Source organism: Streptomyces sp. CG 926, from assembly GCF_003148825.1.
Classification (GTDB): domain Bacteria; phylum Actinomycetota; class Actinomycetes; order Streptomycetales; family Streptomycetaceae; genus Streptomyces.
Genome location: NZ_QGGZ01000006.1, coordinates 37,488 through 64,003 on the forward strand (window position 1 = coordinate 37,488; position 26,516 = coordinate 64,003).

Below are 26,516 nucleotides of genomic sequence, written 5' to 3' on the forward strand. Positions count from 1 at the left end.
ATCTACCGGGCGAGGGCGCGCAGGTGGGTGCGGATGACGCGGACGGCGTTCTCGGCGTCGTCGACGGTGACGGTGAACCGCTTGCCGTCGACGAGGACGAGGGCCACGCCCTCGCCGCGGCGGACGATGATCGCGGTGCCCTTCTCCGGGCGCCAGCGGTGGCCCCAGCCTCCCCATTGCTGCGGGGTGATGCTGGGCACGAACTCGGCGGAGGTGACCTCGGTGAGCCGGATCCTGCGGCGGGGCACCCCGATGTGGCCGCAGCGTACCTCCATGGCCTCGGCGTCGACGGTGACCGCGACGTGCACGAAGGCGAGGGTGCCGTAGAGGATGAGCAGCCCGACGGCGAGGCAGCCGATCACGGACATGAGCAGCGGGATGATGCCGGCGGTCCAGGCGTAGTCGACGGCGAGCTCGATGCCGAGCGCGAGACAGGCCGCACCGATGGCGGCGAGCAGCCACTGCACGCGGTTGGAGGCGCGGCCCGCCCAGAGCGGACCCGGAGGGTGACCCGTCATGAGTAGCAGCGTACTCACGTTCCGCTTGCCCGCCACCGTCCCTCGCCCACCCGGTGCCCCGCGGCCCCCGCACCGCGGACGAGCGCGTCGCGCAGGGTCCGGGTGCCGGCCGGTCATGCAGCGGTGCAGGTTCCGCGAGGCGAAGGCGACCCGCTGGGCGCTACGGCGGAGCGCTACGGATGCCGTCGGCACCGACGACCAGGCCGGCGGTGAGTACGGCCGGGTCGGTGTGGCGCCGGCCGTCGCGATCCGCTCGCCGCCGAGGCCGTCGAGCGCGGCGAGCAGCGCGCCGATACGGCATCCGGCGCAGGCCACCGAGTAAACCGGGCGGTATGGCCGTGTCTGGGCTCGGCCGTGTGGGCCCTACGGACCACCACCACCTTCGCCGAAGCCGTCCGGGCCGCCGTGGACCTCGGCGGGGACACCGACACGGTGGCCGCGGTCACGGGGACCCTGGCCGGGGCCCGGTACGGCCGGGCGGCGGTCCCGGAGCACTGGACGGCGACGCTGCACGTGCCGCTGCCCGGCTTCGGTGACCGGGTCCTGGACGCGGACGACCTGCGCGGTCTGGCTCAGCGGCTCGCGGCGGCCGGCTCCCGCTGAAGTTCCAGGCGCCGTCCGGGGAAGGCCGAGCGCAGCCGCCGGTCGTGCGTGACCAGCACCAGGGTGCCGCCGAAGTGGGCCAGGGCCGCCTCCAGTTCCTCCACCACGGCCGGGGCCAGGTGGTTCGTCGGCTCGTCCAGCAGGAGCAGGTCGAGGGGCCGCGCCACCAGCCGGGCCAGCTCCAGCTTTCGGCGCTGCCCGGCGGAGAGGGCGCGTACGGGCCGGGTGAGGTCGGCCGGGGCGAGCAGTCCGTGACCCGCCACCCGGTCGGCGTACTCCTGGCCGAACACCTCGACGACGGAACGTGGTTCACGCTGCCACGGATCGTCCTGCCGGAGCAGCCCGACCCGCGGCGGAGTCCGTACGCTGCCCCGCGCGGGCTCGAGTCGACCCGCGAGCAGGTGCAACAGGGTCGACTTCCCGACGCCGTTGGGCCCCGTCACCAGCAGCCGCTCCCCCGGCGCCAGCGTGAGCGAGAGGGGCGCGAGCCGTCCCGGTAGGGCGGCGTCGGCGATCTCCACCACTCCCGCTCCCGCCGAACCCTCGGCGAAGTGCCCGGTGAAGACGAGCGGGCGCGGGGGCGACGGGACCGGGTGTTCGGTCAGCCGGCGCAGCCGTTCGCGGGCGGCACGGACGCGGCTCGCGGCGCCATGGGTGCGGGACCGCGCCCGGAAGGCGCCGGCTCCGCTGAAGCCGCGCGGCAGCTTCCGCGGGATCGCGGCGAACCGACCGATGTTGGTGTCGGCGAGCCGCTCGGCGTCCCGCACCTCCTCGCGCCACTCCTCGTAATCCCGCTCCTGGCGGGCCCGTTCGGCGGCGCGGCCGGTGCGGTAGCCCGCGTAGCCGTTGCCGTAGCGGCGTACCGTCCGGCGGTCCTGGTCCACTTCGAGGACGGCGGTCGTGACGCGGTCGAGGAAGAGCCGGTCGTGGGTGACGGCGATGACGGTGCCGCGGTGGGCGAGCAGATGGTCCTCCAGCCAGGCGACCGCCTCGTCGTCGAGGTCGTTGGTGGGCTCGTCGAGCAGCAACAGTTCCGGTTCGGCGGCGAGGGTCGCCGCGAGCGCGAGGCGGGAGCGCTGACCGCCGGAAAGGGTGCCGAGCGGACGGTCCGGGTCGAGCTCGGCGCGTTCGCCGAGGCGGCGCAGGGTGGCCGCGACGCGTCGCCGCGCATCGCGGCCGCCGCGCGCCTCGTAGGCGGCCAGGAGGTCTCCGTACGCGAGCAGTTCCTCGGGGTCGGCCCGGTGGAGCCGGCATTCCGCGGCGCGGATCCGGCCCTCCAGGGCGCGTAGGTCCGCGAGCGCGAGGTCGACGGCGTCGCCGACCCGGGCGGTCGGCGGGAGGTCGAGGGTCTGCGCGAGGTGTCCGAGGCCGCCGGGGGCGGTGACGGCGACCTCGCCGTGGTCGGGGCGTTCCCGTCCGGCGAGCAGCCGGAGCAGGGTGGACTTGCCGGAGCCGTTGTCGCCGACGACGCCGACCCGCTCGCCGGGCCGGACCGTACAGCTGACGCGGTCCAGGACGACGCGGGTGTCGTAGCTCTTGCTGACCTCGGACAGGACGATCTGGGTGGTGGCGAGTGGAGCGCGCAAGGGCGATCCCCCTTTCGAGATGTGCAAGACGAACCGTTTCGTCTCGCTACATCGGCAACCGTAAGGCAGAACCGCATCGCATGCAAGACGTTTCGTCTCGCCGGGGGTGGGGCGCCGGAGCAGGTGGGAGGAGGCCGAGCCCGGTCAGCCGACGGGCGCGCCCTCACCCGCGAGCAGCCGGCCTTCGGCATACGCGAGCGCGGCGGCGGGCAGGGCCCCCTCGCGACCGCTGCGCAGCACGACCAGCCCGCCGGTGCGCGGCAGGCCGGGCTCGGGCCGCAGACCCAAGCGGCGCAGCGCCTGGACCGCGACGGGCTCGGCGGAACCGTGGTAGATCAGCTCCGCGCCCTGGGTCCGCGCGGCGAGGGCGGCCCGGATGGAGCCCTCGACCAGTTCGTAGTGCGTGCAGCCCAGCACCACGTCGGTGACATCGACCGGGGTCAGCGCGGAGGCCGCGGCGACGGCAGCCGTCACGGCGTCGTCGTCGGCGTACTCCACGGCATCGGCGAGCCCGGGGCAGGGCACCTCGGTGACCCGGGCCCCGGTGGCGAAGTCACGGATGAGCCCACGCTGGTAGGGGCTGCCGGTGGTGGCGGGGGTGGCCCAGATCGCCACTCGGCCGCCGGCGACCGCGGCGGGCTTGATCGCCGGCACGGTCCCGATGACCGGGATGGCAGGCTCCAGCTCGACCCGTACGGCGTCCAGGGCGTGCACGCTGGCGGTGTTGCAGGCGACGATCAGCGCGTCCGGACCGTGCGCGGCGGCGGCCCGGGCGACGGCCAGCGCCCGCTCGGTGAGGTCGGCGGGGGTGCGCGGGCCCCAGGGCATCCCGTCCGGGTCGGAGGACACGACCAGGTCGGCATCCGGCCGCAGCCGCCGCACCGCCGCGGCCGCCGCGAGGAGGCCGATTCCGGAGTCCATGAGTGCGATCTTCACCCGGCCACCTTAATCGACCCCCGCCCCGACAAGGCTCTCCCACCGCAACACCCGCGAACCCCCGAACCCCGCCCAGGGCCCCCGGCAACGCCCGCGCACCCCAGCCGGAGCACACCCACTCCCGACCGCCGACACCGAACCGGAAGCCCACCGCACCGAGCCCGGAAGGCAGCGGTCGCGCCTGGCCGGCAACGCCACCGCACCGGGAGCGGAACACCGCCGACACCGAGCCGGGAGCCCATCGCACCCCGCCCGGAGGGCAGCGGCCGCACCCGCCCCCGACCGCCGTCGCTCCTGAGCCGGAAGCCGGTCGCGCCTGGCCGGCAACGCCATCCCACCCAGCCCGGAACACGACCCACACCGGACCGGAAGCCCACCCCACCCACCCCGGAACGCCACCACACCGCGCACGGAAGACGACCCACACCGAGCCGGGAGCCCACCGCACCGAGCCCGGAGGGCCACCGCGCCCGTGCGGCCGAGCACCCGGGACACCGGCACACCGGCACACCGGCACACCGTCCCGACCGAGTCGGGCGACCGCCGCCGGGAGGGCGCCGCACCCGGGGCCGTCGGGATGCGCGACACACCCGCCGAGGCGCGGCACACTGCCGCCATGGGCCTCCTCACCGCCGCCTGCGCGGCCTACGCCTCCCTCGCCGCCTGGCTCTGGCTCACCCTCGCCCAAGGCATGTTCTGGCGGACCGACGTCCGCCTCCCGCCGCGCACGGCCCCCGCCCACTGGCCGTCCGTCGCGATCGTCGTCCCCGCCCGGGACGAGGCCGAGGTGCTGCCGCGCAGCCTGCCCTCGCTGATCGCCCAGGACTACCCCGGCGAGGCCGAGGTGATCCTCGTCGACGACGGCAGCACCGACGGCACGGGCGAACTCGCCCGCCGGCTCGCCCGGGAGCACCCCGGACTCCCGCTCACCGTCGTCTCCCCCGGCGACCCCGCCCCCGGCTGGACCGGCAAACTCTGGGCCCTCCGGCACGGCATCGCGATCGCCCGCACCGCGCACTCCGCCGAGCCCGACTTCCTCCTCCTCACCGACGCCGACATCGCACATGAACCAGACAGTCTGCGCGAATTGGTCGCCGCCGCGACCTCCGCCGACCTCGACCTCGTCTCCCAAATGGCCCGCCTGCGGGTGGTCGGCGTGTGGGAGCGACTCGTCGTACCGGCCTTCGTGTACTTCTTCGCCCAGCTCTACCCCTTCCGCCGGATCAACCGGCCCTCCGCCCGGACGGCGGCGGCCGCCGGCGGCTGCGTACTGCTGCGCACCACCGCCGCCGTGCGGGCCGGGGTCCCCGACCGGATCCGCCAGGCGGTGATCGACGACGTCTCGCTCGCCCGCGCGGTGCAGCGTTCCGGCGGCCGGATCTGGCTGGGGCTCGCGGAGCGGGTCGACAGCGTGCGCCCGTACCCCGCGCTCGCGGACCTGTGGCGGATGGTCTCGCGCAGCGCCTACGCGCAACTGCGCCACCAGCCCCTGCTGCTGGCCGGGACGGTGGCCGGGCTGGCGCTCGTCTACCTCGTACCCCCGGCCGCCCTCCTGGCCGGGCTCGCGACCGGGCATCCGGCCGTCGCCTGGGCGGGCGGCCTGGCGTGGCTGCTGATGGCCGGCACCTACCTGCCGATGCTCCGGTACTACCGCCAGTCGGTCGTGCTCGCACCGCTGCTTCCGTTCACCGCGCTGCTGTACCTCCTGATGACCGTGGACTCGGCCGTGCAGCACTACCGGGGACGCGGGGCGGCCTGGAAGGGCCGTACCTATGCCCGGCCCAGCGACGCCTGAAACCGTGAACTGCCGCACGAAACGGAGTCATCCGAGGTCATGGCGTTGTGACGCTGCGTCAGCACGAAGTCGCCGCAACACCCGCCCGGCTAGCACGAGTACGAACAAGATGGGGCGGAAGTGGCGAATCGTGCACGTGAACGTCAAGTGAAAGGTGAGGCCCTGACCTGCGAATATGCAGGTCAGGGCGGGGTTGACGACACCTCGCTATGGACCCGGTGAAGTCGTGGGCTTAACTTAGGTCCCATGACCTCCCCCCGCTCCACTTATGGCGGCGGTTACTACTCCGCGCCCTCCTTCCCGGACACCCCCATCTACGACTCCCTCGTCGCCGAACGCGGCACCCCGCAGATCGCCCCGATCCGCGTCCCGGCCGCCTACGAGTCCCCGAGCGCCGGATACTCGAGCGGCGGGTACCTGCCGGCTCTCGCGTCGTCGATGCCCGCGCTGCCGCCGGCCCAGCCCCAGCAGCAACAGACCTCGGGGTACGGATACCCGTACCAGCAGCAGTCGGCCCCGCAACCGATGCCGCTGCAGCAGGCCCCGGCCCCGTACATCCCGCAGCAGCAGCCGATGGCGGCCCGCGGCGGATACATGCCGCAGCCCCAGCCGCAGCAGCCCCGCCCGGTCGCCATGGCCACCGGGTACGAGGCGATGCGTCCGGCCGCGCCGCGTCCGATGCAGGTGCCCGCACCGGTGCCGGCCGCCTCCTACGAGGACCCGTACGGCCGCCCCTACCAGGGGCGCGGCTACTGACGGGGCGCCGAGGCGCGGGTCACGGAGGGGCCGGCAGTATGCCCCTATGTCGAACATGCACGTGCAGGCGCTCCATATCCATCCCGTCAAATCGGTAGCGGGGACCGCTCCCGACGAGGTGGCCGTGGAGCCCTGGGGTCTGTCCGGGGACCGACGTTGGGCGCTGATCGATCCTGAGGGCACGGTCATCACCCAGCGCCGCCATCCGCGGCTGGCCCTGGCCGCGGCCCGTCCCGCGGGTGGTGGCCGGATCGCCGTGACGGCCCCGGGTATGGCGGAGCTGTTCGTGGAGGTGCCCGAGCCGGGTCCGCTGGAGCCGGCGATGCTGTTCGGGAAGAAGGTCGAGACCGTGGCCGCGGCGACCACCGCGGCCGACTGGTTCAGCACGTACCTCGGGGAGCCGGTACGGCTGGTGCACATGGATGATCCGGCGGTACGCCGTCCCGTGGATCCGGACTACGCCCTGCCGGGCGAGACCGTGAGCCTGGCCGACGGCTATCCGCTGCTCATCACCACGCTCGCCTCGCTGGACGCGCTCAACTCGCTGATCGCGCAGGGGGACCATCCTGAGGAGGGTCCGCTGCCGATGAACCGTTTCCGCCCCAATGTGGTGGTTTCCGGGGCCGAGGCGTGGGCGGAGGACGGTTGGCTCCGCATCGCGATCGGCGACGCCGTCTTCCGCGGCGTGCGCGAATGCGGCCGGTGCGTGGTGACCACCACCGACCAGGAGACGGCGGAGCGGGGCAAGGAACCGCTCAAGACCCTGGCCAAGCATCGGCGGATCGGTCGATCGTTGGCCTTCGGCCGGATGCTGGTACCGGTGCGCGTCGGCACGGTGCGTGTCGGCGACGAGGTGCGGGTCCTCCTCTGACGCGTGCGGTACCCGCCCGCTACAGGGGGGACAGAAGTGAGGGAAGGTGTCGGAAGGGTGGTCGCGGACCGGCGACCGGACGACCGGATTGACACCTTCGAGGGGCTCGGCGCCCGGACTGGAACCAACTGGCACGACCAAGCCGTTGGAGCAGTCAGGACAGAGGCGCAGACAGGCGGAGACTGGCACAGGTTGGGGGAGCCGGACCGTGCGGACAGCAATGGGTGTGTGGCGTTGGCGGCGCAATCCGCTGCGCCGGCCGACCGATCTTTTCGAGGCGTGGGTGGCGTTCGCCGCGCTGGTGTGTGTCCTGGTGGTGGCTCCGACCATCGGCTGGGTCGCGGGCCTGCAGGTGGACGGTACGCTCCAGCAGGCGGCGCACGAGCAGCGGCAGGAGCGCCATCTCGTCCCGGCGGTGGTCCTGCGGCCCGCCTCGGAGTCGGGGACGGCCGCGCAGGCGTCGGCGAGCGCGAGTGCCGACACGTCGGCGCAGCGGACGACCCCGCACCGGACCCAGATCGTGGCCTCGTGGACCGCCCCGGACGGCAGCAGCCACCAGGGCACGGTGCCGGCCGCCGAGGAGCCGCCGCATCCCGGCGAGCGGTTCCGGATCTGGACCGACGCGCGCGGCAAGGTCGTGGGGCAACCGCTGGACCCGTCCGCGGCCGTGTTCCACGCGGGGATGGCGGGGCTGGCCGCCGCCATCTGCGTGGCCACTCTGGTGGAGACGGTCCGGCGGCTGGTCGTACGACGGCTCATGCATCGGCGGTACATACGTCTGGACCGGGCCTGGGCGGCGGCGGGGCCGGACTGGGGTCGAGCGGGCGCGGGCAGCTGACCTGGCAGCTCATCGGCTCCGCGCGCGCTACGGTGGAGCCGCCGGACGGGTCGCTCCAGCGACTGCGGTGGCTCCGGTGGCTGCGGTGACTTCGGACGTCAGTGGCATCGGTCGTATCGGCAGCGCGAGTACGAGGGTGGGGGCACGACAGCACCATGGTTCAGGGCACGGTCCAGGTGACGCACGGCGGGACTTCGCGGTGGCGACGCCGCTCCGGTGAGTATCCGACGTTGACCGCCGCGCTCGCCGTGGCGGGCGACGGGGACGTGCTGACCATCGCCCCCGGGACCTACCGCGAGAACCTGGTGCTGGACCATGCCGTCACCCTGCGCGGACCCGAGGGCGGTGGGGGGTCGGTGCGGATCGCCCCGGTCGACGGGGTCGCGCTGACCGTGCGCGCCTCGGCCGTCGTCCAGGATCTGTATCTGGAGGGCCAGGACCGGGCGGCGCCCGCGCTGCTGGTGGAGGACGGCTGCCCCGAGCTCACGGATCTGCGGGTGAGCACCCACTCCGCCGCCGGTATCGAGGTACGAGGCTCCGGAGCCCGGCCGCTGGTGCGACGGTGCACGGTGGAGAATCCGGCCGGTGTCGGCATCGCCGTACTGGACGGCGGCGGCGGGGTGTTCGAGGAGTGCGAGGTCGTGGCCGCCGGGCAGAACGGCATCTCGGTGCGCGGCGGTGGCCGGCCCCGGCTGGAACGCTGCCGCGTCCACCACGCCACGGGCGCGGGTATCGGGATCACCGGCGAGGGCTCGGGGCTGGAGGCCCTGGGCTGCGAGGTGTACGAGGTCAAGGGCGCCGGGGTGCAGATCGCCGCGCGCGCCACGGCCCGCCTCACGGACTGCTCGGTGCACCGCACCTCGGCCGACGGGGTCACGCTCGACACCGACGCGGTGCTCACCCTGACCGGCTGCGACATCCACGACATCCCGGAGAACGCGGTCGATCTGCGGTCCCGTTCGGTCCTCACCCTCAGCCGCACCACCGTGCGCCGGTTCGGCCGCAACGGCCTGTCCGTGTGGGACCCGGGCACCCGGGTGGACGCCGAGTCCTGCGAGATCCACGACAGCACGGGTGACTATCCCGCGGTGTGGATCAGTGACGGTGCCACGGTCTCCCTCGACTCCTGCCGGGTGCACGACGTGCCGGACGCGCTGTTCGTACTCGACCGCGGATCGCGCGTCGACGTCGTCGACAGCGATCTGTCCCAGGTGCGCAACACCGCCGTGTCCGTGAGCGACGGGGCCACCGCCCAGCTCGACGACTGCCGGATCCGGGAGGCGGCGACCGGGGCCTGGTTCCGCGACCACGGCAGCGGCGGCACGCTCGCCGGCTGCACCATCGACGCCGTACAGACCGGCGTGATCGTCACCAAGGGCGCCGACCCCACCCTGGAGCGGTGCACCGTCACCTCCCCCGCCGAGGCCGGCTTCTACGTGTCGGCGGGCGGCCGGGGCACCTTCACCGCCTGCCGGGTGACCGGCAGTTCCGGCTTCGGTTTCCACGTCATGGACGGCTGCCGCACCACGCTGACACGGTGCCACACCGAGCGCTGCGCCCGCGGGGGCTACGAGTTCGCGGAGGACGGGCCGACCGTCGCGGAGTGCACCGGCGACGAGTCCGGCGCGCGTCTCACGGACCGGTCCGTCCCGGGTGGCGCACCCGGCGAGGCGCGGCCGGGCATCCGTACGGCCACCGGGACACAGGGGCCCGTGGCGCGGCCGGCGCCGGCGTCGCCGCCCCCGCCCACCGTGCCACGGCCGGCGGACGGGGCCGAGGACGGTCCGGCCGCCGCCGCGCCGGCTTCCGGCGAGATGCTGGGTCGGCTCGACGCGCTGGTGGGCCTGGACAGCGTGAAACGCGAGGTACGGGCGCTCACCGACATGATCGAGGTCGGCCGGCGGCGGCAACAGGCGGGCCTGAAGGCCGCCTCGGTGCGCCGGCACCTGGTCTTCACCGGCTCCCCCGGCACCGGCAAGACCACGGTGGCCCGGCTGTACGGGGAGATCCTGGCCTCGCTCGGGGTGCTGGAGAGCGGGCACCTGGTCGAGGTGTCCCGGGTGGACCTGGTCGGCGAGCACATCGGCTCCACGGCGATCCGTACCCAGGAGGCGTTCGAGCGGGCGCGCGGCGGGGTGCTGTTCATCGACGAGGCGTACGCGCTGGCGCCGGAGGACTCGGGCCGGGACTTCGGGCGCGAGGCGATCGACACGCTGGTGAAGCTGATGGAGGACCACCGGGACGCGGTGGTCGTGATCGTCGCCGGGTACACGGCGGAGATGGAGCGCTTCCTGACGGTGAATCCGGGAGTGGCCTCGCGGTTCTCCCGGACGATCACCTTCGGCGACTACGGCCCCGAGGAGCTGCTGCGGATCGTGGAGCAGCAGGCGGAGGAGCACGAGTACCGGCTCGGGGAGGGTACGTCGCAGGCGTTGCTGACGTACTTCGCGGAGCTGCCCAAGGGCCCGGCCTTCGGCAACGGCCGCACGGCCCGCCAGACCTTCGAGTCGATGGTCGAGCGGCACGCGGGCCGGGTGGCCCAGCTCGCGGAGCCCAGTACGGACGAGCTCACCCTGTTGTTCCCGGCGGATCTGCCGGCGCTGCCGGCCCTGCCCGCTCCTTGCTGACCGGGAGCCGCTGACCCGGTAGGTCGGCCCGTGCCGCGGCGTCCAGGCGGGCGAGCAGGGCGTCGCGTTCGGCGGCGAAGGCCGGATCGGCCTGGTAGTCGCCGTGGCCCAGGATCGGGGCGGGCAGCGGATGGCGGGCGGTGCGCCCGTAGGCGAGCGGGTCGGCGAGCGGGCCACGGTCCACGCCGGGCTCGGCGCCGGGCAGCGCCGGGCCGCCGATGGGGTCGGTGGCCCGCCAGAGGTTGCGCCAGCAGTCGACCTCGCGGTGCAGGGCGGTGAGCGGCTCGGGGCCGAAGTAGGCGGGGAACCAGCGACCGTAGAGACGGGCGAGCGGGGATCCGTAGGTGAGCAGGGCCACCCGGCGACGGGCGGCCGGCGGCAGTTGCCAGACGGCCGCCGCGGCCAGCACGCTGCCCTGGGAGTGGCCCGAGATGACCATGCGGCCGCCGGTGCGGCCGGTCCAACCGGCCATCCGCCAGGTCAGGTCGGGGACGGCCCGCTCGGCGTAGCAGGGCGGTGCGAAGGGGTGCGCGGCGCGCGGCCAGAAGGTGCCGACGTCCCACAGGATCCCTATGGTCCGGCGCGCGGCGGGGTCCCGGTAGGCACGGCGGCCCCAGGCGATGAAGGCGGCGATGCCCAGGCCGATGAGCCAGGACCCGGCGTCCTGGGCGGCGCGGGCGGCGGCCTCCAGGACCGGCAGGGTCCCACGGGCCGCCTCGCCCGGGACCTTCCCGGTGAACCAAGCCCCGGCCAACGCGCCCGCGCCGAGTACCAGGGTGATCCCGGAGACGGCCGCGACGAACCAGGGCGCGGAGTCGGTCAGCGCGGCCGCGGTCCGCGCCCCGGCGATCCGGCGGCTACGGGCCAGGTCCGGCGTCTCCCCCGGGTACTCGGCGGCCACGGTGGCGGCGAGCCGACCCCGCGCCCGAGCCCCGCGTACCGCGAACCGGACCGCGAGCAGGGCCAGTACGAGGAGCAGCGGGGGCAGCACGGCGGCCTGCCAGGACAGCAGTACGGGCGGCCCGGGCAGCGCGGCGCCGGGCATTCCGGGCGTGGCTCCCCCGTCCAGCCAGTCGGCGACGCGCTGGGCGACCCCGCCGGACATCACCCCGCCGAGCGCGCAGCCGAGCATGGCGACGGCGGGTCCACCCAGGCCGCGCAGAGCGGCCGCCGGGTCGGGTGCCCTGCGGTGCAGGTACCGGGCGACGGCGGCCAGGGCGAGCACGCAGAGCCCCTGACCCAGCATCAGGACGCCGAAGGTCAGGTCCCCGGGGAGCCGTCCGGTGGCGGTCCAGTCGGGGCGCGACCAGCAGGCGTGCACGAGGACGACGACGAGCAGGGCGACGGAGGCGCCGGGCAGCAGGGTGACGGCTGCCCGGTCGAGCCGGTGGTCGGGCCGGGCCTCGGTGCGGCCGCGCCGGCAGACGACCGAGGCCACGGCGAGGGCCCCGGCGGCGAGCAGGACCTGGGTGAGCGTGCCGAAGGCCGCGAGGACGGGGGCGCCGGACCGGCGGTCGTGGCGGGCGGTCGGCACGGAGACCGCCACCGCCACGGTGAGCAGCCCGGCGGCGGTGTGCGCGGCACGCAGCCGGGCGACGAGCCGGCGGCCGTACCAGAACCCGGGGCGCCCGAGCGCGGGCACGGGATCCGAGGCGGTGTCCGGGTCGGCGGCGCCGGCGGGCGGGGGCTGGGACTCGTAGGCGCTCCAGGTGCGGTTCGACAGGTACCAGAGCAGCCCGGTCAACGCGGTGGGGACCAGGGCCCCGAGGGCGAGGCGCCGCCCGGGCTGGGCCCACCAGCCGCCGCCGGGCGCGAGGAAGCCCAGCCAGGAGCGGTACCGGGAGCCGGCGCAGGTCCCGGAGCCCGCGCATTGCCAGGCGAGGAGGTCGAGCGCGACCTCGCAGGCGGCGGCGATCAGCAGCACGGTCAGGCTGAGGGCGAGGATCCGTACGAGGACCCCGTACGTGCGCACGGCGCGCGGCGCGGGGTCGGCGGCGGGCGTGGCCGGCCGAGCCCAGTGGGCGAGGTTGGCCACCATGAAGGGCAGGAGCAGCAGCCACAGGGCTCGGGCGCCGTTGCCGGAGGTGAGCCGGGACCAGCAGTAGGCCTCGGGGACGGGGCGCCCGGCGTACCGCTCGGGGTGGGCCTCGGCGTCGGCGTCCTCGGTACGACGGAAGACGGCGGCGGTGGAGTCGCCGGTGACCCGGACGGTGCGCGGGTCGCCGAGCAGCTCGCCGGGGGCGGCGCCGGCGACTCCGTGGACCAGGAGTTCGAGGGCGAGGGGGGTACCTGACGTCGTGTCGGGTGCAGGGTCGGGCACAGCGGCCTCCGCTCGCGGGGCGGGATCCACGCGACTCCAGCATCTCGCGCGCGGGGGCCGCTGCCCAGGTCCCACGCGGGGATCGACACGGATCGGACGGGGTCGGACGAGGTCGGGCGAGGTCGGAAGGCGTCGGACGGGATCGCTCAGGTTCGGTCGAGATCACTACGGACTTCTCGCGGATGCGGGGCTATGGTGGCGCGCACGCCCGTTCAGCACCTCACCCCAGGGGGTACCGCCCATGGCTCGCCGACTCCGCCCGGTGGGGCTCGACTTCATCGAGGACGCGCCGGTACGGCTGGTCTTCGCCACCGACACCGTGGCACCGCCCGAGGCCGTGTACCAGGCGCTCGCCGAGGAAGTGGAGGGCTGGGCGGACTGGTTCGGGGCGGTGACGTCGGCCCGCCCCACGCACGGGGGCGCTGGCCGCGAGGTCAGGCTGAGGGGTGGGGTGCGCTTCCAGGAGACCGTCATGGCCGCCGATCCCGAGCGGCGTTACGCCTACCGGGTCGACACCACCAACGCGCCCGGGATGCAGGCCCTGTTGGAGGAGTGGCGGCTGACCCCGGCCGGTACCGGCACGCACGTCCGCTGGACCTTCGCGGCGGACGGGCCGACCCTGTTCCGCCTGGGCCTGACCGCCGCCCGCCCGGGCCTGGGCCACTCCTTCCGCACGGCGGTCCGCAGCCTGGACCGGAGACTCAGCTCCCGGAGCGGGGCGGATCAGTAGCCGGGGCGGTCATCGTGCCGGACACGCGGTACACCTCGGCGAGTTCTCCGTAGCCGCCCGCGCCCCAGACGGCCCTGCGGAACTCCTGCAGGGTCATCCCCGGCCCGTCGGCGCAGTGGACCACCGCGCAGCGCTCGCAGCACCAGCCCCGGGACCAGACCTCCTCGGCGGCGTCGCGACCGGCTGCGATCCGCGCCCGGAACGCCCGCTGGGTCCGTACGGAGGTGACGATCAGCAGGGCCGCTCCCAGCAGGGCGAACGCCGAGATCCAGGCCAGGAACAGCAGCTCCGCCCCGGTCTCGGGCGGAGCGGACGGGGAGCTGCCGCTCCAGCCCCCGCCCGGCCATCCGGCCTGCTCGGCCTCGGGCGCGTCGGCGAACCAGTGCCCACCCAGCGCACCGCCGATGAACGTACCGATCGCCACCAGGACCAGCAGCACGCCCAGCGCGGTCCGGCCCGCGGTCACCGGGGGCGGCGGGGCCGGAGCCAGTGCGTCGGCCAACCGAGGGACGGTCTCGCGGGCATCGGTGCCCCGGTCGCCGTCACGGGTCTCCTGATGGAACCGGCGCTCCCCGCCGAGGCAGACGGCCGGAACGGCACGGACCGAGTCGGAGCTCAGGCAGCTCGGGCACTCCAGGTGGGAAGCCCGGTTCCCACCCCCGGGCCGGACACCCGGACCGGTCACCTGGGCCCGTGTGCGCGCATCCCGCTCCGGTCTGTTGTACTCGATGCCCGCCATGTTCCCCCCGACCACCCGCGATCCGAACGCGCCGAGCGTAATCGGGTAACCCCCCTGCCACCAGGGAGTTTTCGTCACGGCTTCGTCACCGCCCGCGCCACCAGGACAGCGCCCGGACGAGCCCGCGGACCGTCAGACGGTGGGCTCGCTCCAGGCCCCGGTCGTCAGCAGCGTGTCGAGGGTCTTCGCGTACGGGGCGATGTCGAGCCGCTGCGCCGCCAGCCACTCGTCGGAGTAGTACTTGTCCAGGTAGCGGTCGCCCGGGTCGCACAGCAGGGTGACGACGCTGCCCGTGCGGCCTTCCGCCACCATCTCCGAGACGATCTTCAGGGCGCTCCACAGACCGGTGCCCGTCGAGCCGCCCGCCTTGCGCCCTATGGCCGTCTCCAGCGCCCGGCAGGCGGCGATGCTCGCCGCGTCCGGGACCTTCATCATCCGGTCGATGGCCCCCGGCACGAAGCTCGGCTCCATCCGCGGCCGGCCGATGCCCTCGATGCGGGAGCCGCAATCGCTGCTCGCGTCCGGGTCGTTGTTCGTCCAGCCGTCGAAGAAGCAGGAGTTCTCCGGGTCCGGCACACAGATGCGGGTGTCGTGCTGCATGTAGTGCACGTAGCGCGCGATGGTCGCCGAGGTGCCGCCGGTGCCGGCCGTCGCCACGATCCAGGCGGGCTCGGGGTACCGCTCCAGACGCAACTGCTGGTACATCGATTCGGCGATGTTGTTGTTGCCGCGCCAGTCGGTGGCCCGCTCCGCGTACGTGAACTGGTCCATGTAGTGCCCGCCCGTCCGGGCGGCGAGCTCCGCCGACTCCTCGTACATCTTCATCGAGTCGTCCACGAAGTGGCATTCGCCGCCGTGGAATTCGATGAGGCGGCACTTCTCCGGGCTGGTCGTGCGCGGCATGACGGCGATGAAGGGGACACCGATCAGCTTGGCGAAGTACGCCTCGGAGACGGCCGTGGAGCCGGACGAGGCCTCGATCACCGGGCGGCCGGGGCGGATCCACCCGTTGCAGAGCGCGTACAGGAACAGCGAGCGCGCGAGTCGGTGCTTGAGGGAGCCCGTCGGGTGCGTGGACTCGTCCTTGAGGTAGAGGTCGATGCCCCACGCCTCGGGGAGCGGGAAGCGCAGCAGGTGGGTGTCGGCGGAGCGGTTGGCATCGGCCTGGACCTTACGGACGGCCTCCTTCAGCCAGGCCCGGTAGTCCGCGTCGCTGCGATCGACATCGATGGTCGTGGCAGTCGTACCGGTGGTACCGGACGTTCTGGTGGTGCCGGTGGTGCTCATGTGCCGCGCTCCTTCGTGGGTGAACTTCGCCCCCCTTCTTCGCAATGTACCTCTCCCACCTGCACAAACGTTCGCTTTGGGGATCCATGCGAATCCCTTTCGATGGCGTTCGGTTGCACTGCGGGGCACCGTGGGTGACCCTGGTGGAGCATTACCGAGGGTGCAGCACCCGTAACACTCATGTCGGGGAGTCGCAGCCGTGATCAGTCATTCCCGCAGGCACTGCGTCGTCGAACTGCAGGCCTTGCCGTCGCGGATCGGCCAAATCCGCAGAATCGTTTCTGCACAACTGCGTCACTGGGAGCTGGATCCGCTCATAGACCGGGCTGCGCTCGGCGTGACGGAACTGCTCAGCAACGTCCACCGCCACGCGCAGCCGGACAAGACCTGCACCGTGGAGATCGAACTCCGGCTCGGGCGACTCACGGTGTCGGTCATCGACAGCGATCCGCGGCTACCGGTCGTCCACGAGACGCGGGCGGAGGCGCTGGAGACCTGCGGACGCGGGCTCGCCCTGGTGGCGGCGCTGAGCGAGGCCTGGGGGGCGCGCGAGCGGCCCGACGGCCCCGGGAAGGCGGTGTGGTTCTCCCTCACGGCGTCCCCGGCCCCGGCGGCACTGGTACGGCCGGTCCCGATCAGGGCCACGCCCGTACGAGAACCCGCGCGGGCGGTGCTCCTGGCCGTCGATCCGGGGGCCGTCGCGACAGGCCTGCCGGTGGCCTCGCCGGTCGGCGCCCGGCCCGGGTGACCGACGCCGGCCGACCCACCCGGCCGGGCCCGGCCCCTGTCCGGCCCGATCCGGGCCCACCCCATGCGGCGGGGTCCGGTCCAGCCCGACCCGGGCCGATCCCACCACATGCGGCCCGGCCCGATGCGGTCCAGCCCGACCTGGTCCGGGACCGGTCTGATGCGTCCCGGACCGACCGGTCCGGTTCGGGGTGGACGGTCTGAGCCCGGCCTGACGGGCCTGACCGGCAGGACCGGGACGACCTGGGCCTTCTCCTCCGGATCTCGCCCGGCCCGGCCCGCCCGGCACCTGCCCGCGCTGTCGGGGCACCCGAGGACGTCCAGCGCAAGGGAGCCCCTCCCCCGGTGGCCCCTCCCGGCCGGGGGAACAGACGACCTAGGTCGTCACTTTCGGATCGTGGCGGCCGAGCCCGCGGCGTCCGGTGCCGTGCCCGGCAAGGCGGAGGGGCAGCCCCCGTGTACCGGACGTACTCGGCCGCCCCGACAACGCGGCCGGGCGCGGTGCCGGGCGTCGCGGGCCCGGCAAGATCCGGAAGAGACGACCTAGGCCAGGGCTCCCAGCGGGTCGTCGAGCACCGGCTGCCACGCCAGCTCCGCCGCGCCGACCAGGCTGTTGTGGTCCAGGGTGCACGGCAGGATCGGCACCCCGCCGCTGCGCCCCCACAGGCTGCGGTCCGCGACCACCGCGCGCAGCCGCTCCGGGTCGGCGTGCAGCAGCTCCCGGTGCAGTCCGCCCAGGATGATCCGGTCCGGGTTGAGGATGTTCACCAGGCCCGCGAGGCCGAGGCCGAGGCGGTCGATCAGTTCCTCCGTGGCCGCCCGTACCGTCGGTTCCGTGGGCTCGTCGCGCAACAGGTCGCGGGCCTGCTGGAGCAGCGACACCTCGGGGCCGGGGCTGCGGCCCGCCGCGGTGAGGAAGGCCAGCGGGTCCGCCTCCACGTCCAGGCAGCCGCGGCTGCCGCAGTGGCAGGCCCGCCCCTCGGGGTTCACGGTGAGGTGGCCGACCTCCAGGGCCAGGCCCGAACTCCCGCTGTGCAGGCGGCCGTCCAGTACGAGCGCCCCGCCGACCCCGCGGTGCCCGGTGGCCACGCACAGCAGGTGCTGGGCGCTGCGCCCCGCGCCGTGCCGATGCTCGGCCAGAGCCGCCAGGTTGACGTCGTTGCCGGTCAGGGCCGGGCCGTCGATCCCGGCCGCCTTCACGCACTCGGCGAAGATGGCCCGTACCGGAGAACCGGCCGGCCACGCCAGGTGCAGCGGGTTCAGCGCCGTGCCGTCCGGTTCCGCGACCGCCGAGGGGACCGCGAGTCCCGCGCCGACGCAGCGGCGACCGCTCTGCGCGAGCAGCTCCGCGCCCGCCTCCACGACCGCGCCGAGCACCTGCGCCGGATCGGCGGAGACGGTGACCTTGCCGGGGGCGGTGGCCACGATGCGGCCGCCGAGGCCGACCAGGGCGGCACGGAAGCCGTCCGAGTGCACCTGGGCGGCCAGCGCCACCGGGCCGTCTTCGGCCACCGAGAGGCGGTGCGAGGGGCGGCCCTGGGCTCCGCCGGTGCCACCGGTCCCGCCGGCGCCTCCCGGGCGGGAATCGACCCGGATCAGCCCGAGGGCCTCCAGCTCGGCGGCGACCGCGCCGGCGGTGGCGCGGGTGACCCCGAGCTCGGCCGTCAGCACGGCGCGGGTCGGGGCACGGCCGGTGTGGACGAGCTCCAGCGCCGGCCCGAGCGCGCCGCGACCCCGTTCCAGCCTGGTCCGCGCCGCCGTACCGGACGCGGACGGCGTGGTCACATCCCCCACCCGCGGCGGGGCCCCGTTGCCGTTCATGGCATCGATCCTCGCATGATCGGAGGGCGCCGGGTGCCGCCGCTCAGCCCAGCCCACCGACCCGGAGTGTGATGTTCAGCCGCCCGGTCAGTCCGAGCTCCCGCGGGCCCGTCCCCGGCAGGACCTTCGGCACCCCGTGATAGGCCCGTCGGCTCGCCTCGCCGAAGACGAAGAGGTCCCCGCTGCGCAGCTCGACGTCCTGGTACGGGCGCCCGCGCGAGGCGGTGTTCCCGAAGCGGAAGACGCAGGTGTCGCCGAGGCTGAGCGAGACCACGGGCGCGCTCGACCGCTCCTCGGCGTCGCGGTGCATGCCCATGCGGGAGTCGCCCGCGTAGAAGTTGATCAGCGCGATGTCGTAGGACTCCCCGGGCTCGGACCCGGGCTCGGACCCCGACCCGGACCCGGGCGGGACCCCGTAGGCGGCGGTGACCGCCTCCCGCCCCAGTTCGGCGAGCCACGGCGGCATCGGCTTGACCGGTGCGCCGTCGCCGTCGACGGCGGTGCGCGCGTATCCGTACGGGTACCAGTGCAGGCCGAGGCACACCTGGCGGGCGGTCATCACACCACCGCCCGGGGTACGCACGGTGCGCAGTCCGGCGGGCGGCCGGGCCCAGGCGCGGCAGGCCGCCAGCAACTCGCCCTGGCGCCCCGCCCCGAGCCAGTCCGGCACGTGCACCGCGCCGGGGGCGATCACGGTCCGCTCGCGCGGGAAGAGTTCCCCGTTCATGCTCTCCATTGTCGCGGGCGGGCTGATAAGACTCACGGTATGGAGATCACCGAACATGTGAAGACCCTCGCGCGCGAAGGCGAGCTGCTCGCCGATGTGGCCGAACGCGCCGGTACGGACGCCGCGGTCCCCACCTGTCCGGGGTGGCGCGTCACCGACCTGCTGCGGCACACCGGCTCGGTGCACCGCTGGGCCACCGCGTACGTCGCGGAGCGGCGGCTGGAGCCGGTGGGCTTCCCGGACGCCCCCGAGCTGGTCGGCGGCGAGCTGCTGTCCTGGTTCCGGGAGGGCCACGCGGACCTGGTGCGGACGCTGGGCGAGGCGCCGGCCGATGTGCAGTGCTGGACCTTCCTGCCGACGGCCCCGCCCTCGCCGGTGGCGTTCTGGGCCCGGCGGCAGGCGCACGAGACCGCCGTGCACCGGATGGACGCGGAGGCCGCGCTCGGTGTGCTGTTCTCGGCGCTGGAGCCGGAGTTCGCGGAGGACGGGGTGGACGAGCTGCTGACCGGCTTCCACGCCCGGCCGCGCAGCCGGGTGCGGACGGCCGAGCCGAAGGTGGTGCGGGTGCGGGCCGCCGACACGGGGGCGGCGTGGACCGTACACCTGTCGGCGGCGCCGGCCCGTACGGTGCGGGGCGACACGGGCGAGGCGGCCGACTGCGAACTGATCGGCGAGGCGGCCTGGCTGTACGAGGCGCTGTGGAACCGGGTCCCGCTGGCGGGTCCGGGGGTGAGCGGCGACCTGGCGCTGGCCCGGCTGTGGACGGACACGGCGGGAATCTGACCGCCGCACGACGGGGCGCGGCGCGAAGGGGCGTGGAGGGGCTTGTGACGGGCCGTGTGCGCTGTGACACTCCACGCATGGGGCGACGTACGCAGGCGGACCGGGACGCGATCACCATCGAGATCGGCTACGCCTTCGTCAGCGCCTGCTTCGCGGCCGCCCTCGCCTTCGGCGCGGTGTACGGGCCCGCGCTCGCGTTCTCCCTCTCCCCGGCGACGCGCCGGACCCTGGCCGTGGCGGGGGTGATCCTGGCGGCGGTGGTGTTCCTGCTCCGCGTCACCCATGTGCTGCTCGGATTCGCCCGCCGCCCGGAGAACGACGGGGACTGACCCGACCCAGGGCGGGCCACCGATGCGGACCGGGCGCGGGGGGCCGCGTCGTCGGCGGCGTGTCGGCGGCGGCGTGTCGGCGGGCTGTCGGCAGGGAGTCGATGCCGGGTCGGCGGCTGTCGATGCGGTGTCGGCGGCTGTCGGCCCGATGTCGGTCGGGTCCGGCACCTTTCGAGAGGTCCGGCCGGTGCCCATCCGGCCGTGGCGTCGGAAAGGGGAACTCTCGTGCATGACGTAGTGATCGTCGGCGCAGGCCCGGTCGGTCTGTTCCTTGCCTGTGAGCTCGGCCTCGCGGGCTGCTCTGTCCTGGTGCTCGAACGGGAGACGGAGCCCGGCTCCCCGTGGCGGGCGGCCCCGCTCGGGATGCGGGGCCTGTCCGCCGCGTCGGTCGGGGCGTTCCACCGCCGTGGAATGCTGCGCCCCCTGCTGACGGCGTCGGGTGTCCCCGAGGATCCCGGTCCGGGAGCCGACGCGGACGAACCGTCATCTCCGCGCGGCGTGGGCCATTTCGCCGGCCTGGTGCTCGATCCGGCCGAGGTCGACCTCGCCGCCCTGCCGTTCCGGCTTCCCGGCCCGGCGACGGACGGCATCCTGACGAACCTGGAAGCGGTGGAAGGGGTGTTGTCCGAGCGGGCCGCGAAGCTCGGTGTGCAGATCAGGCGCGGTGTCACCGTCTCCGGCGTCGCGCAGGAGGACGGACATGTGGTCGCGTACGCCGGCGAGGACGCCTACCCGGCGCGCTGGCTCGTCGGCTGCGACGGCGGACGCAGCGCGGTGCGCGGCCTCACGGGCTTCGAATTCACCGGCACCGAGCCGCTGTTCACCGGTTATGTCATGCTCGCCACGCTCGCCGATCCCGGCCTGCTGAGCCCCGGGTTCCACCTGACGCCGACGGGCATGTACATCCGGATGGCCGCCGAGGGGCACATCGGCATGATGGACTTCGACGGCGGCGCGTTCGACCGGTCCCGGCAGCCGACGCGCGAGCATCTCCAGGCGGTCCTGCGCCGCGTGTCCGGCACCGACGTGACGCTGGACGACGTGCGTCTCGTCTCGACCTTCACCGATCGCGCGATGCAGACGACGCATTACCGGCGGGGACGCGTCCTGCTCGCCGGCGACGCCGCCCACATCCACTCGCCGCTGGGCGGACAGGGACTCAACACGGGCATCGGGGACGCCGTGAACCTGGGGTGGAAGCTCGCCGCGACCGTGCACGGGTACGCGCCGGACGGGCTGCTCGACAGCTACACACAGGAGCGCCGTCCGATCGGCGCCCAGGTGCTCGACTGGACGCGCGCCCAGGTGGCGGTCATGAGGCCCGGCCCGCACGCCCGGGCGCTCCAAGGTGTGGTCGGCGACCTGCTCGGGACCCGGGCCGGAACGACCTACGCGTTCGAGAGGCTGTCGGGATCGTGGATACGTCACGACCTGGGCGGCGAGCATCCGTTGATCGGCCGCGACGCCCCGGACTTCCGGCTCGAGGACGGCACTCGTCTGGGCGATCTGACGCAGGACGGACGTGGTGTCGTGCTGGATTTCGGTACCGACCGCCGTCTACGGGGTGTGGCGACGGGCCTGGAGAGCCGGCTGCGGTACGCGGCCGGGGCGGCGAGGAACGACCTCGGACTGGGCGCCGTGCTGGTACGGCCGGACGGCGTCGTCGCCTGGGCGGGCGGTCGCGACTTCGAACCGGAGGCGTGCGAGCAGGCCGTCGGCCGGTGGTTCGGCCGGTCGGGTCAGGGAGAGTCGGCATGACGATCACTGTCCGGCCCGGGAAGTACGGTGATGTCCACCGGTGATTCGATCACCGACTGCCGAAGGTCGCGGAGCGAGGACGGTCTCGGGTCCGGCTACCCGCCGCGCACCGCCGGCGAGTGACGCCGGCCGCCGGACGGGCGTGCTCGCCTCTCTCGCCGCCACGACCGGGGCGGAGTGCCACACCGCCGGGCGGCGTCCACCCGACGCCGGCCGGGGTGTGGCACGGGGTGTGGCACGGGGGTGTGGCGCGGTCCTCAGCCGAGGGTGGCCGCGTACGTGGTCTGGGTGCGGTACTTCCATGTCGGTCCCGCGTTCCAGGGGTTGGGCATGACCGTGCTGGTCGCGTACGCGTAGCCCGCGCCCCGGTCGAAGGCCGTGCGGAGGGTGGCGCGCATCGCCTCGGGGTCGGGGACGTCGTGGACGAGGTGCCAGAACGCCGTGCCGCTCGGGTCGAGTTCGGTGCCGGAGCGGTAGCCGGAGGAGTGGTCGAAGACGTTGCCGCCGAGCCATCCGGCGCCGGTGTACGCGGCGTACGTGTCCTCGAACGTGACGAAGATGTCCGCAGTGCGGTGGCCCGGCTCCAGGTAGCAGTCGGCTATGGCGGTGCCGGGGTTGTTGACGACGAGGTCGGCGGCGGTCGGGTCGATGGCGTCCATCCGCTCCTGGACGTAGCGGCGCAGCTCGGCGTAGTAGTCGCGGGTCACGTTGGCCGGGCCGCAGTCGCGGCTGACGACGTCGAAGAAGATGCCGTCCACGTGGAGGCGGCCGTCGGGGGGCCTCAGGTAGTTGTCGACGGAGGCCTTGGCCGCGGCGATGTCGCGGTTGCCGTGGTCGGTGTGGACGTAGCCCAGTACCCGGGTCTTCTCACCGGTGGCGGTGGTACGGGCGCGCAGCGCGTCGGCGCGGGAGCGCCAGCGGCCGTCGAACGGGGAGTCGCCGTTGCCCGGGTTCAGCACGACCACCGAGGGGGCCGGCGCGGTGGCGGTGAGGTCGGTCAGCATGGGGTCGTCCGCCCAGACATAGGCGGGGACCCCGATGTCCAGGCCCCGCACGCCCGGCGTGCGGGGCGTCGGGGGCGGATCGGGCGCCGGAGCGGCCCGCGGGGGCGTGTCACGGGCCGCGGCGATGATGGCGGGCGCCGACACGGCCAACAAGGCGGTGACCAGGGCGGCGTACAAGGCCTTCACGGCGCGAGGCATGAACGTTTCCTCCGGCGGCGGCAGGGGGGCGACCCGAGGAACACTAGACGGGCGGCCCATCGTTCAAGGCTGAACCGCCCGCATTCGTATGAGGAACAGAAGAGCGAGCCATCCCCTCATCATGTGAATCTCCGGGATCTGCGCGGCGGTCCGGGCGTCACTGCCCTCCCGTCATACGGACGGCAGTCCGACCCCGTGCGCCAACTGGTCGACGGCGTGCGCGAAGAAGCCGGCGCGGTCCTCGACGACCCGGTTGAACTGGCCGAACAACTCGCAGGACACCAGCCCGACCAACTGGGCCCAGGCGGCGACGAGCGCGGCGGTGACCGCCGGGGGCAGACCCTCGGCGAAGTCTGCGGTCATGCGGTCGGCCTCGGGGCGCAGGGCGGGTGGCAGCGGCGGGAGGGCGAGGCCGGGGCCCTCGTACGCGGCGCGGAGGATGCCGATGAAGGCGTTGGCGACACGGGAGGCGGGGCCGACGGTGTCGGCGGGGGCGCTGTAGCCGGGGACCGGGGAACCGTAGATCAGGGCGTATTCGTGCGGGTGCTCCAGCGCCCAGGAGCGGACGGCCTCGCAGACCGCGATCCAGCGGGCGCGGGGCGGGGCCCCGGCGGCACGGGCCTGGGCGTCGGCGGACTCGGCGGCCGCGCCGACGCTGTCGTACGCGTCGATGATGAGAGCGGTGAGCAGTTCGTCCCGACTCGGGAAGTACCGGTAGAGGGCGGAGGAGACCATGCCCAGCTCGCGGGCCACGGCGCGCAGGGAGAGTTTGGCGGCACCCTCGGCCGCGAGCATGCGGCGGGCCTCGTCCTTGATGGCAGCAGTGACCTCGATGCGGGCCCGTTCCCTGGCCCCTCGCACGGTGTTCATGCGGGTCAGTCTGCCACGCGAGCGGAGCACTGCCCAGAAAACAGATTGGCGCTCCATTTCGAGAGCACTGCTCTTGCTTTGGTGCATCGATCCGTGCACACTGCTCTCAAGCGAGAGCGGTGCTCTCTCAATGCAGGAAGCGGCCCCGGAGGTCACGATGAACGCGCCCACCCCCTACTACGTCCAGGCCACCCCGTTCGCGACCCGCTTCAACGCGCTCTTCGGCAAGCTGGCCCGCTTCGGCATCAGCCTGGCGGGCACCGCCGAGCTGTCGGTACGCGGTCGCAAGTCCGGCGAGATGCAGCGGATCCCGGTCAACCCGCACACCTTCGAGGGCGCCCAGTACCTGGTCTCGGCCCGCGGCCACTCCCAGTGGGTCCGCAACATGCGGGTGGCGGGCGGCGGCGAGCTGCGCGTCGGGCGCAAGGTGCGCGCGTTCACCGTCACCGAGATCACCGACCCGATGCGCAAGGCCGACATCCTGCGCGCCTACCTGGAGAAGTGGGGCTGGGAGGTCAACCGGTTCTTCCAGGGGGTCACCGCCAAGTCCTCCGACGCCGAACTCCGTGCGGCCGCCGCCGACCACCCGGTCTTCCTGATCACCGTCTCCGACTGACCGACTGACCCGGCGAGCGGGCGAGCGGGCGACGGCGACCTCCCGGGACGGCCGCGCGCCGCCCGGACGGCAACCGCTCGACGCCCGGACGGCGACCGCTCCGGGCCGGACCGGTCGCTCAGCCGAACAGCCGGCGCAGCCGGAACACCAGCCGCTCCCCAGCGTGGTGCCGCCACAACCAGAGCGGCAGCTCCCGGTGCGGGACGAACGACCACAGGTCGTCGTCGGCCTCGTTGCCTCGGGGGCAGCGACGCAGCAGCTCCAGACAGCGTCGGTCCACCGTGCGGTGGAGCCGCGCCACATGGGCCAAGGCGATGACCCCCTGCCGGCGGACCTCCCGGTCCGCCGAGTCCAACGCTCTCGCGACCACGGGGAACACAGCCGCGGGGTCGGCATGGTTGAGGGCGAGCCCGATCACCGCCACCCCGACCATCGGCTCGCCGCGCTCGAAGGCCGCGAGGACGACATCCGGCCGGTCGACCCCGAGAAGGTTCGAGCCGCTCCCCCAGTCCGGACCACCACCGCCGTCGCCGTCCGGGCTCGCACCGCTGGCCCGGCCGGGGCCATCGGCCGGGCCGGGGCCGCCGGCCGTACCCGCCACCGGGCCCGTACCGTCAGGCCGGGCTTCGCCGACCCCGCCCACGACGGCGCCCAAGCCATCCCTTTCGGATCTTGTCGGGTGAGCCCGGGCCGTCCGGTGCGGTGCCTCTCCCCCAGCTACCGCGGGGAGGGCCCCCGGACCGGGTCCGGGGGATGAGGTGCCGCGCCGAGCGGGCCGGGCCCGACAAGATCCGGAAGAGACGACCTAGCCCTGACCGGCACCGTTGCGGGCTGCCGCCTGTCGGGCGTCCATCATGTGCAGCGCCTTGCGGGCCAGCGGATACCTACGCACCAACTCGGCCAGCGTCGTCGAGCCCCGCGTGATCCGGGCGAACGCCCGCCACGCCGGACCGAAGCCGGTGATCGCCGCGTGCAGCAGCCGCGGCTTGGCCTCGAAGAGGTGCAGCATCCGCGTGCCGACCCCCATCTCCACGCCCAGCCCGGCCTTCACCGCGAAGGCGTAGTTGAGGGCCTGGCGGCGCGCGTCCACGGCGTCCTGCGCCTCGGAGATCTTCACCGCCCACTCCCCCGCCAGCCGTCCGGAGCGCAGCGCGAAGGAGATGCCCTCCCGGGTCCACGGCTCCAGCAGTCCGGCCGCGTCGCCCGCGACCAGCACCCGGCCGCGCGAGAGCGGCGAATCGGGCTTGCGGCAGCGGGTCAGGTGGCCGGAGGAGACGGCCGGTTCGAAGCCGGCGAGGCCGAGCCTGGCGATGAAGTCGTCCAGGTAGCGCTTGGTCGCGGCGCCCTCACCCTTGGCCGAGATGACCCCGACGGTCAGGGTGTCGCCCTTGGGGAAGACCCAGCCGTAACTGCCGGGCAGCGGGCCCCAGTCGATCAGCACCCGCCCCTTCCAGTCCTCCGCGACCGTCTCGGGAACGGGGATCTCGGCCTCCAGGCCCAGGTCCACCTGGTCCATCTCCACCCCGACGTGCGCGCCGATCCGGCTCGCGCTGCCGTCCGCGCCGACCACCGCGCGGGCCAGCACGGTCTCCCCGTCGGCGAGCACCACGGCGACGGTGCGCCGATCGGGAACGGCCGCCCCGTGCTGTTCCACGCGGGTCACGGCCGTACCCGTACGGATGGTGGCGCCGGCCTTCTCGGCCTCGGCGACCAGGCCGGCGTCGAACTCCGGGCGGTTGATGAGCCCGAAAAGCATGTGCTTCGAGCGTCGGGTGCGGGTCAGCTTCCCGTCCATCGAGAAGGTGACCGCGTGGATGCGGTCCTTGAGGGGCAGAGCGAAGCCCGGGGGCAGGGCGTCGCGGGAGGGGCCGATGATGCCGCCGCCGCAGGTCTTGTAGCGCGGCAGCTCGGCCTTCTCCAGCAGCAGCACGCGCCGCCCGGCCGTTGCCGCCGCGTACGCGGCCGAGGACCCGGCAGGTCCGGCCCCGACCACGACCACGTCCCACACCTCGCCGCTCTCCCCGGCCGCCTCGTCGCCCGCCCCTTGGGCGTCCTGC

General features: G+C 74.1%; 23 protein-coding genes and 1 pseudogene. 12 read left to right on the plus strand and 12 right to left on the minus strand.

Annotated elements, in window-relative coordinates; genetic code table 11:
* Nucleotides 1–2 precede the first annotated feature (2 nt).
* On the minus strand, nucleotides 3–518 hold the full coding sequence (locus BCL76_RS17210; protein ID WP_109780384.1) for a hypothetical protein: 516 nt from the start codon (nucleotides 516–518) through the stop codon (nucleotides 3–5).
* A 286-nt stretch (nucleotides 519–804) separates the two neighbouring features.
* On the opposite strand from BCL76_RS17210, the pseudogene BCL76_RS17220 reads away from it, so the two are divergent.
* Nucleotides 805–1,121: pseudogene (locus BCL76_RS17220) on the plus strand (ADP-ribosylglycohydrolase family protein); the annotation flags it as partial.
* Here the strand turns inward: BCL76_RS17220 and BCL76_RS17225 are convergent.
* Together BCL76_RS17225 and BCL76_RS17230 are read right to left on the minus strand one after the other, a co-directional pair.
* Nucleotides 1,091–2,707 carry an ABC-F family ATP-binding cassette domain-containing protein gene (locus tag BCL76_RS17225; protein ID WP_109780386.1) on the minus strand — a complete coding sequence of 539 codons (1,617 nt, stop codon included), beginning with the start codon at nucleotides 2,705–2,707 and terminating at the stop codon, nucleotides 1,091–1,093. The pseudogene BCL76_RS17220 and the gene BCL76_RS17225 sit on opposite strands and share 31 nt — an antisense overlap.
* A 144-nt stretch (nucleotides 2,708–2,851) precedes the next feature.
* Nucleotides 2,852–3,643 (minus strand): glutamate racemase, encoded by a 792-nt coding sequence (locus tag BCL76_RS17230; protein ID WP_181382595.1) that lies wholly within the window; start codon nucleotides 3,641–3,643, stop codon nucleotides 2,852–2,854.
* A gap of 616 nt (nucleotides 3,644–4,259) precedes the next feature.
* Here BCL76_RS17230 and BCL76_RS17235 point away from each other — a divergent pair.
* From BCL76_RS17235 to BCL76_RS17255, 5 genes are all read left to right on the plus strand, one after another.
* Entirely contained in the window at nucleotides 4,260–5,438 is a 1,179-nt protein-coding gene (locus tag BCL76_RS17235; RefSeq protein WP_109780680.1) for a glycosyltransferase, read from the plus strand.
* Nucleotides 5,439–5,684: 246 nt separating this feature from the next.
* Nucleotides 5,685–6,194: a DUF6643 family protein gene (locus tag BCL76_RS17240; RefSeq protein ID WP_030713698.1), complete on the plus strand. Its 510-nt coding sequence runs from the start codon at nucleotides 5,685–5,687 to the stop codon at nucleotides 6,192–6,194.
* Nucleotides 6,195–6,240: 46 nt separating this feature from the next.
* The gene (locus BCL76_RS17245; protein WP_109780387.1) at nucleotides 6,241–7,065 is read left to right on the plus strand and encodes an MOSC domain-containing protein; all 825 of its coding nucleotides are present in this window, start codon (nucleotides 6,241–6,243) and stop codon (nucleotides 7,063–7,065) included.
* A 208-nt stretch (nucleotides 7,066–7,273) separates the two neighbouring features.
* Nucleotides 7,274–7,903, plus strand: coding sequence for an Rv1733c family protein (locus BCL76_RS17250; protein WP_109780388.1), 630 nt, complete (start codon nucleotides 7,274–7,276; stop codon nucleotides 7,901–7,903).
* Nucleotides 7,904–8,058: 155 nt separating this feature from the next.
* On the plus strand, nucleotides 8,059–10,530 hold the full coding sequence (locus BCL76_RS17255; RefSeq protein WP_109780389.1) for a right-handed parallel beta-helix repeat-containing protein: 2,472 nt from the start codon (nucleotides 8,059–8,061) through the stop codon (nucleotides 10,528–10,530).
* On the opposite strand, the gene BCL76_RS17260 is transcribed toward BCL76_RS17255, so the two are convergent.
* Nucleotides 10,472–12,850, minus strand: a complete 2,379-nt coding sequence (locus tag BCL76_RS17260; RefSeq protein ID WP_258309763.1) for a hypothetical protein — start codon at nucleotides 12,848–12,850, stop codon at nucleotides 10,472–10,474. The two genes, BCL76_RS17255 and BCL76_RS17260, sit on opposite strands and share 59 nt — an antisense overlap.
* 241 nt (nucleotides 12,851–13,091) lie before the next feature.
* Here BCL76_RS17260 and BCL76_RS17265 point away from each other — a divergent pair, with 241 nt between their 5' ends.
* Nucleotides 13,092–13,580 carry an SRPBCC family protein gene (locus BCL76_RS17265; RefSeq protein WP_109780390.1) on the plus strand — a complete coding sequence of 163 codons (489 nt, stop codon included), beginning with the start codon at nucleotides 13,092–13,094 and terminating at the stop codon, nucleotides 13,578–13,580.
* Here the strand turns inward: BCL76_RS17265 and BCL76_RS17270 are convergent.
* Nucleotides 13,552–14,082, minus strand: coding sequence for a hypothetical protein (locus BCL76_RS17270; RefSeq protein WP_146228394.1), 531 nt, complete (start codon nucleotides 14,080–14,082; stop codon nucleotides 13,552–13,554). The two genes, BCL76_RS17265 and BCL76_RS17270, sit on opposite strands and share 29 nt — an antisense overlap.
* Before the next feature lie 369 nt (nucleotides 14,083–14,451).
* Nucleotides 14,452–15,606 (minus strand): PLP-dependent cysteine synthase family protein, encoded by a 1,155-nt coding sequence (locus tag BCL76_RS17275; protein WP_109780392.1) that lies wholly within the window; start codon nucleotides 15,604–15,606, stop codon nucleotides 14,452–14,454.
* Nucleotides 15,607–15,805: 199 nt separating this feature from the next.
* Here BCL76_RS17275 and BCL76_RS17280 point away from each other — a divergent pair, with 199 nt between their 5' ends.
* Nucleotides 15,806–16,354, plus strand: a complete 549-nt coding sequence (locus tag BCL76_RS17280) for an ATP-binding protein (protein WP_109780393.1) — start codon at nucleotides 15,806–15,808, stop codon at nucleotides 16,352–16,354.
* Nucleotides 16,355–16,896: 542 nt separating this feature from the next.
* On the opposite strand, the gene BCL76_RS17285 is transcribed toward BCL76_RS17280, so the two are convergent.
* Together BCL76_RS17285 and BCL76_RS17290 are read right to left on the minus strand one after the other, a co-directional pair.
* On the minus strand, nucleotides 16,897–18,174 hold the full coding sequence (locus BCL76_RS17285; protein WP_109780394.1) for an ROK family protein: 1,278 nt from the start codon (nucleotides 18,172–18,174) through the stop codon (nucleotides 16,897–16,899).
* Nucleotides 18,175–18,217: 43 nt separating this feature from the next.
* A complete protein-coding gene (locus tag BCL76_RS17290) occupies nucleotides 18,218–18,901 on the minus strand; it encodes an alpha-ketoglutarate-dependent dioxygenase AlkB family protein (RefSeq protein WP_109780395.1) in 684 nt (227 codons plus the stop codon).
* A 39-nt stretch (nucleotides 18,902–18,940) separates the two neighbouring features.
* Between BCL76_RS17290 and BCL76_RS17295 the strand changes: the two genes are divergently transcribed.
* From BCL76_RS17295 to BCL76_RS17305, 3 genes are all read left to right on the plus strand, one after another.
* On the plus strand, nucleotides 18,941–19,684 hold the full coding sequence (locus BCL76_RS17295) for a maleylpyruvate isomerase family mycothiol-dependent enzyme (protein WP_109780396.1): 744 nt from the start codon (nucleotides 18,941–18,943) through the stop codon (nucleotides 19,682–19,684).
* 77 nt (nucleotides 19,685–19,761) lie between these two features.
* Nucleotides 19,762–20,013 carry a DUF6332 family protein gene (locus tag BCL76_RS17300; RefSeq protein WP_109780397.1) on the plus strand — a complete coding sequence of 84 codons (252 nt, stop codon included), beginning with the start codon at nucleotides 19,762–19,764 and terminating at the stop codon, nucleotides 20,011–20,013.
* A 225-nt stretch (nucleotides 20,014–20,238) separates the two neighbouring features.
* Nucleotides 20,239–21,771 (plus strand): FAD-dependent oxidoreductase, encoded by a 1,533-nt coding sequence (locus tag BCL76_RS17305; protein WP_109780398.1) that lies wholly within the window; start codon nucleotides 20,239–20,241, stop codon nucleotides 21,769–21,771.
* A 257-nt stretch (nucleotides 21,772–22,028) separates the two neighbouring features.
* Here BCL76_RS17305 and BCL76_RS17315 read toward each other — a convergent pair whose 3' ends face one another.
* Together BCL76_RS17315 and BCL76_RS17320 are read right to left on the minus strand one after the other, a co-directional pair.
* On the minus strand, nucleotides 22,029–22,973 hold the full coding sequence (locus BCL76_RS17315) for a spherulation-specific family 4 protein (RefSeq protein WP_109780399.1): 945 nt from the start codon (nucleotides 22,971–22,973) through the stop codon (nucleotides 22,029–22,031).
* A 171-nt stretch (nucleotides 22,974–23,144) separates the two neighbouring features.
* A complete protein-coding gene (locus tag BCL76_RS17320) occupies nucleotides 23,145–23,843 on the minus strand; it encodes a TetR/AcrR family transcriptional regulator (protein ID WP_109780400.1) in 699 nt (232 codons plus the stop codon).
* Between the two features lie 157 nt (nucleotides 23,844–24,000).
* Here BCL76_RS17320 and BCL76_RS17325 point away from each other — a divergent pair, with 157 nt between their 5' ends.
* Nucleotides 24,001–24,459 (plus strand): nitroreductase/quinone reductase family protein, encoded by a 459-nt coding sequence (locus BCL76_RS17325; RefSeq protein ID WP_109780681.1) that lies wholly within the window; start codon nucleotides 24,001–24,003, stop codon nucleotides 24,457–24,459.
* Nucleotides 24,460–24,577: 118 nt separating this feature from the next.
* Here the strand turns inward: BCL76_RS17325 and BCL76_RS17330 are convergent, their stop codons facing one another.
* Nucleotides 24,578–25,114: a hypothetical protein gene (locus BCL76_RS17330; RefSeq protein ID WP_109780401.1), complete on the minus strand. Its 537-nt coding sequence runs from the start codon at nucleotides 25,112–25,114 to the stop codon at nucleotides 24,578–24,580.
* 150 nt (nucleotides 25,115–25,264) lie between these two features.
* On the minus strand, nucleotides 25,265–26,467 hold the full coding sequence (locus BCL76_RS17335; protein ID WP_109780682.1) for a geranylgeranyl reductase family protein: 1,203 nt from the start codon (nucleotides 26,465–26,467) through the stop codon (nucleotides 25,265–25,267).
* Between the last annotated feature and the right edge of the window lie 49 nt (nucleotides 26,468–26,516).

Bases quoted from the DNA above. Each gene is read 5' to 3' on its own strand.
- BCL76_RS17210 (WP_109780384.1), bottom strand. From the start codon at position 518: ATGACGGGTCACCCTCCGGGTCCGCTCTGGGCGGGCCGCGCCTCCAAC.
- BCL76_RS17235 (WP_109780680.1), top strand. From the start codon at position 4,260: ATGGGCCTCCTCACCGCCGCCTGCGCGGCCTACGCCTCCCTCGCCGCC.
- BCL76_RS17240 (WP_030713698.1), top strand. From the start codon at position 5,685: ATGACCTCCCCCCGCTCCACTTATGGCGGCGGTTACTACTCCGCGCCC.
- BCL76_RS17245 (WP_109780387.1), top strand. From the start codon at position 6,241: ATGTCGAACATGCACGTGCAGGCGCTCCATATCCATCCCGTCAAATCG.
- BCL76_RS17255 (WP_109780389.1), top strand. From the start codon at position 8,059: ATGGTTCAGGGCACGGTCCAGGTGACGCACGGCGGGACTTCGCGGTGG.
- BCL76_RS17265 (WP_109780390.1), top strand. From the start codon at position 13,092: ATGGCTCGCCGACTCCGCCCGGTGGGGCTCGACTTCATCGAGGACGCG.
- BCL76_RS17275 (WP_109780392.1), bottom strand. From the start codon at position 15,606: ATGAGCACCACCGGCACCACCAGAACGTCCGGTACCACCGGTACGACT.
- BCL76_RS17285 (WP_109780394.1), bottom strand. From the start codon at position 18,174: ATGAACGGCAACGGGGCCCCGCCGCGGGTGGGGGATGTGACCACGCCG.
- BCL76_RS17290 (WP_109780395.1), bottom strand. From the start codon at position 18,901: ATGAACGGGGAACTCTTCCCGCGCGAGCGGACCGTGATCGCCCCCGGC.
- BCL76_RS17295 (WP_109780396.1), top strand. From the start codon at position 18,941: ATGGAGATCACCGAACATGTGAAGACCCTCGCGCGCGAAGGCGAGCTG.
- BCL76_RS17300 (WP_109780397.1), top strand. From the start codon at position 19,762: ATGGGGCGACGTACGCAGGCGGACCGGGACGCGATCACCATCGAGATC.
- BCL76_RS17315 (WP_109780399.1), bottom strand. From the start codon at position 22,973: ATGCCTCGCGCCGTGAAGGCCTTGTACGCCGCCCTGGTCACCGCCTTG.
- BCL76_RS17320 (WP_109780400.1), bottom strand. From the start codon at position 23,843: ATGAACACCGTGCGAGGGGCCAGGGAACGGGCCCGCATCGAGGTCACT.
- BCL76_RS17325 (WP_109780681.1), top strand. From the start codon at position 24,001: ATGAACGCGCCCACCCCCTACTACGTCCAGGCCACCCCGTTCGCGACC.